Origin of the sequence: Caballeronia glathei, from assembly GCF_000698595.1 — a bacterium.
Classification (GTDB): domain Bacteria; phylum Pseudomonadota; class Gammaproteobacteria; order Burkholderiales; family Burkholderiaceae; genus Caballeronia; species Caballeronia glathei.
Map to the genome: position 1 here is coordinate 36,176 of NZ_JFHC01000002.1, position 11,655 is coordinate 47,830.

Sequence of the window (11,655 nt, forward strand, 5' to 3'; positions counted from 1 at the left end):
CTATCCCCTTATAACGAAGCGCAATACAAAAACCTTACAATCCAGATTGCGCATCGTCAGTCGATTATGGTGCAACTGCTGCACAAATGCGGATCGCAACCTGGTTGCGCCAGAGCGCGAAAATCGGTCGAAAATAGCGGTTGCAATGCAGGAAAACCCCTGTCACATAACAATATTGCCCGTCCCATAATTAGAGTTACAATGCGCGCGTTCCAGGCCGGAAGGGGCCTGAAACATCGGTTTTTCAGGGCGCAGGAGACCTACTGAATGCGAGTCAAGTTTGCTTACGCCGTGTCCATCGCGGCTGCGGTTGCAATGGCAACCGCATGCGGCAAGAAGAGCGATGGCGGGGCGGGCACTGAGGCATCGGCTGCAAGTTCCGCCGCCGCGCCGGCCGCGGCGGCACCGGCGAGCGCGGCGACTGTCGTGAAGATCGGCCATGTGGCTCCGCTGACCGGCTTGCAGGCGCATCTCGGCAAGGACAACGAGAACGGCGCGCGGCTCGCGGTGGAGGAAATCAGCGCGCAGGGCCTCACCATCGACGGCCGCGCGATCCATCTCGAACTGGACGCGCAGGACGACGGGGCCGACCCGCGCGTGGGAACCGAAGCGGCGCAGAGGCTCGTCGACGACCACGTGGTCGCGGTGATCGGTCACCTGAACTCGGGCGTGTCGATTCCGGCATCGAAGATCTACAGCGACGCGAACGTGGCGCAGATCTCGCCCTCGACGACCAACCCGGAATACACGAAGCAAGGTTACAAGACGACGTTTCGCGTCGTCGCGACAGACGCGCTGCAGGGTCCCGTGCTCGCCGACTACGCGATGAAGACGCTGCACGTGAAGAAAGTCGTGATCGTCGATGACACGTCGGCCTACGGCCGCGGTCTCGCGGACGAGTTTGCAAAGACGGTGGAGGCGGGGGGCGTGAAGGTCATCGCCCGCGAGGCGACCAGCGAAAAGGCCCGCAACTTCAAGGCCATACTGACAAAAATCAAACGTGCCCAGCCCGATGCCGTGATGTACGGGGGAATGGACGTGACGGGCGGGCCGTTCGCCAAGGAAGCGGCCGCACTGGGCATCAAGGCAAAAATCCTTGCCGGCGACGGCGTATGTACCGACAAGGTGGTGGAGCTCGCGGGCGACGCGGTGCAAAACCTGGTCTGTTCGGAGGCGGGTCTCGCGCTTTCGAAGATGGACAAGGGAGCGGACTTCTCCCAGAAGTACGAAGCCCGTTTTCACACGCCAGTGCAGATTTACGCGCCTTTCACGTATGACGCCGTGTACGTGATCGTCGATGCAATGAAGCGCGCCAATTCCATCGAAGCGCCCAAGGTGCTCGCTGCGATCGCGTCGACCGATTTCAATGGTCTGACGGGACACATCGCATTCGACGACAAGGGCGATTTGAAGGCAGGCACGATCACGCTGTATGACTTCAAGGACAAGAAGAAAAATGTCCTCGACGTCGTGAAACAGTGACGTCGGGGCGTTTGCAGCCTGACGGCGCCGGCTACCCGACGGCGCCGTTTTCGTATCCGTCCGACATGTACTCGCCGCCACATCCGGCAGCGGGCGCGGGTCGAGGCGTTTAACCCTTACCGGTCTTTTTTTCAAGTACGCGCAGTGCCGTTCTCGATTTCGCTTCACACCGGTTTATCGGCCGGTGATAAAGCGGATATCCAGTCGCACGGGCTAAGGAGCTTTAAATGGATATTTTCATCCAGCAGATCTTGAACGGTCTGGTGCTTGGCAGCGTCTACGCCATCATCGCACTGGGCTACACGATGGTGTACGGCATTCTGGGCATCATCAACTTCGCCCACGGCGATGTGCTGATGGTCGGCGCCATGGTGGCGCTCTCTGCCATCGGCGTTATGACGAACCACTTTCCGGGCTTGCCCGGGCCGATCATGCTCGTGATCGCGCTGGCGGTGGCGGCGGTGGTGTGTGCGCTGGTCGGCTACACGATCGAGCGCGTGGCCTACCGGCCGTTACGCAAGGCACCGCGCCTCGCGCCGCTCATCACGGCGATCGGCGTCTCGATCCTTCTCCAGACGCTCGCGATGATGATCTGGGGCCGCAACCCGCTGCCGTTCCCGCAACTGCTGCCCACCGATCCGATCAACGTGATCGCCGCGACGGAAACGCGTCCGGGCGCCGTGATCTCGATGACCGAAATCGTGATCATCGTGGTCGCGTTCCTCGTGATGGCGGGCCTGCTCCTGCTCGTGCACAAGACCAAGCTCGGCCGCGCGATGCGGGCGATCGCCGAGAACCCCGGCGTCGCGAGCCTGATGGGCGTGAACCCGAACTTCGTGATTTCCGCGACCTTCATGATCGGCTCGGCGCTTGCCGCGCTCGCCGGCGTCATGATCGCGTCCGAATACGGCAACGCGCACTTCTACATGGGCTTCATTCCGGGCCTGAAGGCGTTCACGGCCGCGGTGCTGGGCGGGATCGGCAACCTGGGCGGCGCCATGGTCGGCGGCGTGCTGCTGGGTCTCATCGAACAGCTTGGCGCGGGTTACATCGGCAACCTGACGGGCGGCGTCTTCGGCAGTAACTACCAGGACGTGTTCGCTTTCATCGTGCTGATCATCGTGCTTGTGTTCCGTCCGTCCGGCTTGCTCGGCGAACGTGTTGCAGACCGGGCTTAAGGGAGAAGACCAAAATGACATCGATTCAACCGATTGAGCCGTCCACAACGCTCATTCCCGAGAAAAAAGGCGCGAAGACCTACGCGATCACCATCCTGGTGGCGGCGCTCGTGATCATGGCGCCGATGGTGATCGGCGCGGCGGGCGGCAACTACTGGGTGCGCGTGCTCGACTTCGCGATGCTGTACGTGATGCTCGCGCTGGGCCTGAACGTGGTGGTCGGCTTCGCCGGCCTGCTGGATCTGGGCTACATCGCGTTCTACGCGGTCGGCGCCTACACGGCGGCACTGCTTTCCTCGCCGCAACTGTCGACGCAGTTCGAATGGATCGCGCATCTCGCACCCGGCGGGCTGCACGTGCCGTTCCTGCTGATCGTGCCGTGCGCGATGGCGCTCGCAGCGACCTTCGGCGTGCTGCTCGGCGCACCGACGCTGCGTCTGCGCGGCGACTACCTGGCCATCGTGACGTTGGGCTTCGGGGAAATCGTCCGGATCTTCATGAACAACCTCGATCGCCCGATCAACATCACGAACGGCCCGAAGGGCATTACCGGTATCGATCCGGTGACGGTGGTGGGCTTCAACCTGTCGCAGACTCATGAACTGTTCGGACTGAAGTTCCCGTCCGTCTACATGTATTACTACCTGTTCGTGCTGTGCGCGCTGTTCGTGATCTGGGTCTGCACGCGCCTGCAGCACTCGCGCATCGGCCGCGCGTGGGCCGCGATCCGCGAGGACGAAATCGCCGCGAAGGCGATGGGCATCAACACCCGTAACGTCAAGCTGCTCGCGTTCGCGATGGGCGCGTCGTTCGGCGGGCTGTCGGGCGCGATGTTCGGTGCGTTCCAGGGCTTCGTGTCGCCGGAATCGTTCACGTTCTGGGAATCGATCGTCGTGCTGGCGTGCGTGGTGCTCGGCGGCATGGGCCACATTCCGGGCGTGATTCTCGGCGCGGTGCTGCTCGCCGTGTTCCCCGAATTCCTGCGCTCGACGATGGGACCGCTGCAGCACGCCATCTTCGGCCATCAGATCGTCGATACCGAAGTCATCCGTCAGCTGCTGTACGGCCTGGCGATGGTGCTGATCATGCTGTATCGCTCGGAAGGCCTGTGGCCGGCGGCGAAACACGAAGACAAGATCGCGAAGATCGCGAAGCGCGCTGGCAAGAAGCCGGTGCGCGCCTGAGGCGGGGGAATAAAAATGAGCGATAAACGTACACGATTGTCCGTGACGGGCGTGAACAAGCGCTTTGGCGGCTTGCAGGCTCTTTCGGAAGTGCGCCTCGAAATCAAGGAAGGCGAGATCTACGGCCTGATCGGCCCGAACGGCGCGGGCAAGACCACGTTCTTCAACGTGATCACGGGCCTCTACACGCCGGATTCTGGCGAATTCAAGCTCGACGGCGAAGCGTACACGCCGACCGCCGTCTATCAGGTGGCGAAGGCGGGCATCGCGCGCACGTTCCAGAACATTCGTCTCTTCGGCGGCATGACCGCGCTGGAAAACGTGATGGTCGGGCGCCACGTGCGCACGAAGCACGGCCTGATCGGCGCGGTGTTCCAGACGCCGGCCGAGCGCCGCGAAGAGCGCGAGATCAAGGAGCGCGCACTGGAACTGCTCGACTACGTGGGCGTGCTGCAGTACGCGGACTACACGTCGCGCAACCTGTCGTACGGTCACCAGCGGCGTCTGGAAATCGCGCGCGCGCTTGCGACCGATCCGAAGCTGCTCGCCCTCGACGAACCCGCCGCCGGCATGAACGCGACGGAAAAGGTCGAACTCACGCGGCTGCTCGACAAGATTCGCTCCGATGGCAAGACGATTCTCCTGATCGAACACGACGTGAAGCTGGTGATGGGATTGTGCAACCGCATGACGGTGCTCGATTACGGCAAGGTGATCGCCGAGGGTCTGCCGCAGGACGTGCAGAAGGACCCGAAGGTGATCGAGGCATATCTGGGTGCAGGGGTCCACTGATGGCTACGACGAACGCGATGTTGAAAATCAAGGGCCTGCAGGTCAATTACGGCGGCATTCAGGCCGTCAAGGGCGTGGATCTGGAAGTCGGGCAGGGCGAACTGGTCACGCTGATCGGCGCGAACGGCGCGGGCAAGACGACCACGATGAAGGCGATCACGGGTCTCAAGCCGTATTCGGCGGGCGACATCGAGTACATGGGCAAGTCGATCAAGGGCGTGCCGACGCACGAGTTGCTCAAGCGCGGTCTCGCGATGGTGCCGGAAGGGCGCGGCATTTTCGCGCGCATGTCGATTCTGGAAAACATGCAGATGGGCGCGTACCTGCGCAACGACAACGACGGCATCCAGAAGGACACCGAGCGCATGTTCGGCTTCTTCCCGCGGCTGAAGGAGCGCGCCTCGCAGTACGCGGGCACGCTCTCGGGTGGCGAACAGCAGATGCTCGCGATGGCGCGCGCGCTGCTTTCGCGTCCCAAGCTGCTGCTGCTCGACGAGCCGTCGATGGGCCTCTCGCCGATCATGGTCGAGAAGATCTTCGAGGTGGTGCGCGAGATTTCCGCGGAAGGGCTGACGGTGCTGCTCGTCGAGCAGAACGCGCGGCTCGCGCTGCAGGCGGCGAACCGCGGTTACGTGATGGACTCGGGGCTCGTCACCATGACGGGCGACGCGAAGCAGATGCTCGACGATCCGAAGGTGCGGGCGGCTTATCTGGGCGAGTGATCCCCCGCGGCTTCGAGCTGATTTCGCCGCTTCGAACGAAAAAACCGCATGCGCTGAAACGCATGCGGTTTTTTTATGCGCGTTGGAGCCGCTTGCCGAGGCTCACGACTTCGTCGGCGTGATATCCGAGCTTCGCGTAAAACGCCTGCACGCCGGCTTTCGCGGCCAGGACCTGCAGGTTCACCTTCGGACAGCCGAGCCGCGCGAGTTCGGCCTCCGCGTGATGGACGAGCGCGCGGCCGAAACCCTTGCCGCGCATCTCTTCGGCGACGGCGAGCGAGTACAGCCATCCGCGATGCCCGTCGTAACCCGCCATGATCGTGCCGATCACGCGCGCTCCGACCTCGCCCACGAGGAACAGCTCCGGCTGCGTCGCGAGCTTGTTCGCGATCGACACGCGCGGGTCGCGCTGCGGCTTCGCGGGGTCGGCGTATTCGGGAAACGAGCGCTGCCAGAGCGCGATCACCGCATCGGTGTCGCGCGCCTCGAACACGCGGATCTTCACAGCGAGTCCAGCACCGAACGCAGCATCGCCATCATCTGGTCGATCTCGTCCTTCGTCACGTTCAGCGCCGGCATGAAGCGCAGCAGATTCGGGCGTGCGGCATTGAGCAGCAGGCCGTCGGGCTGCATGAGACGCGCCTTTTCGACGATCTGCGGTCCCTTGTCGCTGTCGAGCAGCAGCGCGCGCAGCAGGCCATCGCCGCGTTCGCCATTGAATCCGCGCTCGTCCGACAGTTGAAGCAACTGCGCCTTCAGATATTCGCCGCGTTCGCGCACGCCTTCGAGAAAGCCGGGCGCCGTCAGCTGGGAGATCACCGAGAAACCGACCGCCGTCATCAGCGGATTGCCGTTGTACGTGCCGCCCTGATCGCCCGGCTCGAAGCAGGCAATCTCCGCCTTCGACAGCAGCGCCGCGAGCGGCACGCCGCCGCCGATGCCCTTGCCGAGCGTCATGATGTCCGGCTCGATGCCCGAAAGCTCGTACGCGAAGAGCGTTCCGGCGCGCCCGCAGCCGCTTTGCACTTCATCGACGATCAGCAGGATGTTGTGCTTCTTCGTGAGCGCGCGCAGTTGCTGCATGAATTCGCGCGTTGCGGGAATCACGCCGCCTTCGCCCTGGATCGGTTCGAGCATCACGCCGACGGTCTTGTCGGTGATGAGCTTTTCCACCGACGCGATGTCGTTCAGATCGGCCTTCGGGAAGCCCGGCACCTGCGGCGCGTAGATCGTGTCCCAGCCGGCCTTGCCGCTCGCCGACATGGTCGCGAGCGTGCGGCCGTGGAAGCTGTGGTCGAACGTAATGATTTCGTACGCGCCGCCCTTGAACTTGCGGCCCCACTTGCGCGCGAGCTTGATTGCGCCTTCGTTCGCCTCGGCGCCGCTGTTCGCGAAGAACACCTTGTCAAAGCAGCTGTGCTCGGTGAGCAGGCCCGCGAGCTGCGCCATCGGCGCGTTGTAGAAAGCCGGCGACGGGTTGATCAGCGTGCGCGCCTGCTTCTCGATCGCCTCGATCATGCCGTCGTTGCAATGGCCGAGCGCATTGACCGCCCAGCCCTGGATGAAGTCCAGGTAGCGTTTGCCGGTATTGTCGTAGAGCCATGAGCCCTTGCCGTGCGTGAACACGATTTCAGGACGGTTCGTGATGAACATCAGCGATTCGACAGGGTACTCATTGAAATTCATGACAGCGGGCTCCACGAGGGCGACAACGGGTTGATGGCAGGGTCAATTACAAGCGGCGCCGGAAAAAACAAAAGCCACGGTATCCCGTGGCTTCATTTCCTGCGCTTCGAAAGCTTACATGAGCGCAAATCCGTGACGAGCCAGCGGCATCCCTAGGGAAGCGGCGAGCGGCGACGTCGGAGGCTGGTCTGGATTTCGATCATTCGCGAAGGATACGATACGAGGTTTGTGCATGTAAACCGCAACGGACGGATTTTTTTCCGCCCGAGGCAGGCTGAAAGCGTCAGACCGGATGCGCGAGATCGGCCGCGCTCGTGAACGAGTCGGCGTAGAACTCGTCGTCCGGCAGGCGGTGATGGTTCGTGAAATCGCGCTGCGCCGATTCGACCATCACCGGCGCGCCGCACGCATACACCTGATACGCGCTCAAGTCTGGCAGATCCTCGATGACGGCACGATGAACGAAGCCGGTACGGCCGGTCCATGCGTCGCTCGCGTCGGGCTCCGAGAGCACCGGCACGAACTTGAAGTCCGGCACTTCCTTCGCCCATTGCTCGGCGAGCTCCATCATGTACAGGTCTTTCTTGCGGCGCCCGCCCCAGTAGAGTGTCATCGGGCGGTTCAGGTTCTTGAACACCGCATGCTCGATGATCGCCTTGATCGGTGCGAAGCCCGTACCCGAGGCGAGCAGCACGATCGGCTTGTCGGATTCGTCGCGCAGGAAGAACGTGCCGAGCGGGCCTTCGAAGCGCAGGATGTCGCGCTCCTTCATCGCGCCGAACACGTGGTCCGTGAACGTGCCGCCGGGCATGTGGCGGATGTGCAGTTCGAGCGGGCCTTCGTGGTGCGGCGGGCTCGCCATCGAATAGCTGCGGCGCTTGCCGTCCTTCAGGATGAATTCGATGTACTGGCCCGCGAGATATTGCAGCCGCTCGTTCGCGGGCAACTGCAGCTTCAGTTCGATGACGTCGTCCGCGCGGCGCTCGAGCGCGTTGACGCGGCAGGGGAGCTTCTTCACCTGCACGTCGCCGACGCCCGCCACTTCGCGCACGTCGATTTCGAGGTCGGTCTGCGCGGTCGCGCAGCAAAAGAGCGCCATGCCGCGTGTTTTTTCGTCGTTCGACAGCGCCGACGACGAGTGCGGCGCCTGCTCGACTTCGCCGGTCACGATGGTGCCCTTGCACGAGCCGCAGGCGCCGTTCTTGCAGCCGTATGGCAGGCCGATGCCCTGGCGCAGCGCCGCGGTGAGCACGGCTTCGTCGGGTTCCACTTGAAACTGCCGGCCGCTTTGCCGGAGCGTTACGTTAAAAGCCATAGATCGTCATGAGTTGGGTGAGTCGAATACGTGATGCCTGACGTGCGTCATGCGGCGGATACAATGCACGGCATGATTGCCACTCGAATCCTGCGCCGCCGGCGCGTGCTCATCGTCGGATGCGGCGATGTCGGGCTGCGCTCTGTGCCGCTTTTCAGGGCGCGCGCCGCGTCGCCCCGCGTGATCGCGCTCACGAGCCACGCCGAGCGCAGCGGCGAACTGCGCGCCGCGGGCACGACGCCGATCGTCGGCGACCTCGACCGCCGCGCCAGCCTCTGCCGGCTCGCGGGCCTGGCGCCAACCGTGCTGCACCTCGCGCCGCCGCAGAAGGACGGCGACGACGATCGCCGCACCCGCGCGCTAATCGCGGCCCTATGCGCGCCGCACCGCAGCGTCGCGTACAGCGCCTGCAGCGCGAGCGCGGCACATCGCGCGTGGCGCGCCTGGTTCCGTGCCGCCGCCGCGAAAGCTCCGGCGCGTGCGCGAAAGTCCGCGAAAGCTCCTTGCATTGTACCCGACGGGTCCTCCCGGGCGCCGCGCCGGCGGCCACAGGACGAGACCGGCCGGCCGATGCGTCAAAGGGTATTGCGCACCGCGCCGCGGCGGTCCGTGAGGCTCGTCTATGCGAGCACGACGGGGGTATACGGCGACTGCGGCGGCGCGCTGATCGATGAAACGCGGCCGGTGCGACCGGAAAACGCGCGCGCGAAGCGGCGTGTCGACGCCGAGTCGCAATTGCGGCGCGCGGCGGCGCGTGGCCGCTTGCGCGTGTCGATCGTGCGGATTCCGGGCATCTACGCAGCCAGCCGGTTGCCGCTCGAACGCCTCAGGCGGCGCGCTCCGGCGCTCGTCGCCGAAGACGACGTCTTCACCAATCACATCCACGCCGACGACCTCGCGGCCATCCTCGTGCGGTCCATCGGACGCGCCCGGCCGCAGCGCGTGATCCACGCGTCGGACGACACGGATTTGCGCATGGCGGACTATTTCGATCGAGTGGCCGACGCGCGTGGCCTGCCGCGCGTGCCGCGCATCACGCGGGAAGCGGCCGAGACCCGGCTCGAGCCGATGACGCTCTCGTTCATGCGCGAGTCGCGCCGGCTTCTCAACACGCGGATGAAGCGCGAACTGCGCTACGCCTTGCGCTACCCGACGGTCGACGATTTCCTGCGCGGCTAGATCAGCGCCGGAATGGTCTCGAGAAGCAGGAAGCACATCAGCGCGCCGATCAGTGCGCCGATGAGGTTCGGCTCGTACTTGTGGCGTATGTGCATCGAGATGAGCAAGACCCCGATCAGAACCACGCTTAGCGCAGCGAACGCGATCAGCGCGACGGTCATATGGGAGACCATGATGCCCTCCTGCTTTTTTTGGTAGTCGTATTCGGTACCCGTAGGAAAAGTATAAGTTTCCGCCTTACAGAAGGCATGCTGCGCCGCAACGCCCGGTGGTAGGTGCTTACACCGATTTCGCGCCTTGTGTGCGAAAGCGTACGAGCGCTATGCCACACAGGCGTCGGGGCGTCCGGCGCCGGGCGCACTCAGTCGCCGCGCAGCGCCGCGAGATCCGCTTCGTCGAGCCAGCACCACGCACCTTCGGCGAGCGTCGGCGGCAGTGCGAATCCGCCGATCCGCTCGCGATGCAGCGCCTCCACCCGGTTGCCCGCGGCCGCGACCATGCGCTTGACCTGGTGATACTTGCCCTCGAGCACGGTCAACTCAAGCAGGCGCTCGTCGCGCCGCTCTGCCGCGACGGCGGCGATCGGCTTCGGCTCGCCGTGCAGCAGCACGCCCCCGCGCAGCGCGTCGATCTGCGCATCGTCGAGCGGATGGCGCGTGCGCGCGAGATAGACCTTCGGCACCTTGCGCCTGGGCGAGGTGAACGCGTGGACGAAGGCGCCGTCGTCGGAGAGCAGCAAGAGGCCGGTCGTGTCCTGGTCGAGCCGGCCGACGCTCTGCACGCCGCGCGCGCAGAGCTGCGCGGGCAGCAGATGGAACACGCTCAGATGGTGCTGCGGATCGCGCGAGCACTCGTAGCCCGCCGGCTTGTTGAGCGCGATGTACGCCTTTTCGCGATACCGCCACGCGGTCCCGTCGACTTCGAACTCGGGCGCGGGTGCGCTCGCGAATTCGGCATCCGCGTCCGTGCAGACGCTGCCCGCGATCCGCACGCGGCCTTGCGCGACGATCGTGCGGCATTGCCGGCGCGAACCGAAGCCTTGGGAAAAGAGGATGCTTTCGAGGTCCATCGGAGAGCGGAGAGTGAGTCGCGCATTTTACCAACGTCGCGTGCGCGGGCCGTGTGCGGGCCTTGTGTCGTGCGCCGGCTCGTGCGTCAGCGGCCCGCGTGCGTGACCCGCGCGATTGCATCCGCGAGCGTCGCTTCGGACATCTCGCCGAAGTGCGACGCGATCGAGCGGCCGTCGGCGTCGTAGGTGAAGGTGCTCGGAAAGCCCGCGATATGCAGCGCCGCTTCGAGCTGCCGTTCGCGGTCGAGCAGCGTGTTGTCGAGCCGAAGCTGCTGGCTCAGGAGGAAAGTGCCCACGGTCTCGCGCGATTCGCCGACGTTGGCGAACACGAATCGCACGTCGGGATGCCGCCGTTGCGCCGCTTCGAACACCGGCAGCTCGCGACGGCACGGCCCGCACCAGGTGGCCCAGACGTTCAGGATCGTCGGCCGTCCGTCCGATGCACGCAGCGGCGCGGGACGGCCGTCGAGCGTCGTCAGCGTGATGGCGGGAAGCGGCGGCAGCGGCCCGGCGAGCCGCGCCGCGATACCGAACGCCAGCGCGCCGCTCGCGAGCCCGGCCGCGATGCCGAATACGAGCGGCCGGCGCAGCGGCTTCGAGCGCACGACGTAAAAGGCCACGCACGCGATCGCCACCGCGATGCCCGCGACCGGCTCGAAGCCGAGGTCGCGGATGTCGGCGATGCGCAGCCACGCGTCGGAAAACTGCGTCCAGTGCATGGCGGCGAACGATGCGCGCGCGGCACACAGGGCGAGGAGGAGCGTCGAAAGCAGGGCGGTCTCGTACTGCCCGGCCTGCTGTGCGCCGCCCGCGATGCGGCGGCCCGCGGCGAGCGCGATCAGCACGCCGAGCGCGAAGAGCAGGGGAGGAAGCGGGAGGGCGAACGGGCCGAGTTGCATCGAGGTGTGAAGCGAGATTGCGGGAGCCACAGACTAGCGTACCCGCGCGCGGGTGATTGCGCATCGGCGGTTTATTTCAACGCGTGTGGGCTAGGCCCGGGGTGCGAACGTGCAGTTCGCCGAATGTGCGGGTGGCCGCGTCGCGCGTG

Annotated in this window: 12 protein-coding genes; 6 read left to right on the forward strand and 6 right to left on the reverse strand. The window is 64.9% G+C overall.

Translation table 11 applies throughout. The features are described 5' to 3' along the window. The first annotated feature begins 267 nt into the window (after positions 1-267). The 5 genes from BG61_RS01975 to BG61_RS01995 all read left to right on the forward strand — a co-directional run bounded on the left by BG61_RS01975 (position 268) and on the right by BG61_RS01995 (position 5,358). The gene (locus BG61_RS01975) at positions 268-1,482 is read left to right on the forward strand and encodes a branched-chain amino acid ABC transporter substrate-binding protein (RefSeq protein ID WP_035926459.1); all 1,215 of its coding nucleotides are present in this window, start codon (positions 268-270) and stop codon (positions 1,480-1,482) included. Between the two features lie 227 nt (positions 1,483-1,709). Beyond that, complete coding sequence (locus BG61_RS01980; protein WP_035926456.1) at positions 1,710-2,660, forward strand: branched-chain amino acid ABC transporter permease; 951 nt, start codon at positions 1,710-1,712, stop codon at positions 2,658-2,660. A 14-nt stretch (positions 2,661-2,674) separates the two neighbouring features. Continuing rightward, positions 2,675-3,844, forward strand: coding sequence for an ABC transporter permease subunit (locus tag BG61_RS01985; protein WP_035926454.1), 1,170 nt, complete (start codon positions 2,675-2,677; stop codon positions 3,842-3,844). A gap of 15 nt (positions 3,845-3,859) precedes the next feature. Beyond that, entirely contained in the window at positions 3,860-4,636 is a 777-nt protein-coding gene (locus tag BG61_RS01990) for an ABC transporter ATP-binding protein (protein ID WP_035926451.1), read from the forward strand. Next, positions 4,636-5,358 (forward strand): ABC transporter ATP-binding protein, encoded by a 723-nt coding sequence (locus tag BG61_RS01995; RefSeq protein WP_035926448.1) that lies wholly within the window; start codon positions 4,636-4,638, stop codon positions 5,356-5,358. Before BG61_RS01990 ends, BG61_RS01995 begins: the two co-directional genes overlap by 1 nt. A 73-nt stretch (positions 5,359-5,431) precedes the next feature. On the opposite strand, the gene BG61_RS02000 is transcribed toward BG61_RS01995, so the two are convergent. From BG61_RS02000 to BG61_RS02010, 3 genes are all read right to left on the reverse strand, one after another. After that, complete coding sequence (locus BG61_RS02000; RefSeq protein ID WP_035926445.1) at positions 5,432-5,863, reverse strand: GNAT family acetyltransferase; 432 nt, start codon at positions 5,861-5,863, stop codon at positions 5,432-5,434. Beyond that, positions 5,860-7,044, reverse strand: coding sequence for an acetylornithine transaminase (locus tag BG61_RS02005; RefSeq protein ID WP_035926442.1), 1,185 nt, complete (start codon positions 7,042-7,044; stop codon positions 5,860-5,862). Before BG61_RS02005 ends, BG61_RS02000 begins: the two co-directional genes overlap by 4 nt. Before the next feature lie 283 nt (positions 7,045-7,327). After that, positions 7,328-8,359, reverse strand: coding sequence for a CDP-6-deoxy-delta-3,4-glucoseen reductase (locus tag BG61_RS02010; RefSeq protein ID WP_035926439.1), 1,032 nt, complete (start codon positions 8,357-8,359; stop codon positions 7,328-7,330). 72 nt (positions 8,360-8,431) lie between these two features. On the opposite strand from BG61_RS02010, the gene BG61_RS02015 reads away from it, so the two are divergent. After that, complete coding sequence (locus BG61_RS02015; protein WP_035926730.1) at positions 8,432-9,538, forward strand: NAD-dependent epimerase/dehydratase family protein; 1,107 nt, start codon at positions 8,432-8,434, stop codon at positions 9,536-9,538. Here BG61_RS02015 and BG61_RS43170 read toward each other — a convergent pair. From BG61_RS43170 to BG61_RS02030, 3 genes are all read right to left on the reverse strand, one after another. Next, positions 9,535-9,711, reverse strand: a complete 177-nt coding sequence (locus tag BG61_RS43170; protein ID WP_035926437.1) for a hypothetical protein — start codon at positions 9,709-9,711, stop codon at positions 9,535-9,537. The genes BG61_RS02015 and BG61_RS43170 overlap by 4 nt on opposite strands. A gap of 188 nt (positions 9,712-9,899) precedes the next feature. After that, complete coding sequence (locus tag BG61_RS02025; RefSeq protein WP_035926435.1) at positions 9,900-10,607, reverse strand: pseudouridine synthase; 708 nt, start codon at positions 10,605-10,607, stop codon at positions 9,900-9,902. A gap of 86 nt (positions 10,608-10,693) precedes the next feature. Further along, complete coding sequence (locus BG61_RS02030; protein ID WP_129572042.1) at positions 10,694-11,536, reverse strand: TlpA family protein disulfide reductase; 843 nt, start codon at positions 11,534-11,536, stop codon at positions 10,694-10,696. Between the last annotated feature and the right edge of the window lie 119 nt (positions 11,537-11,655).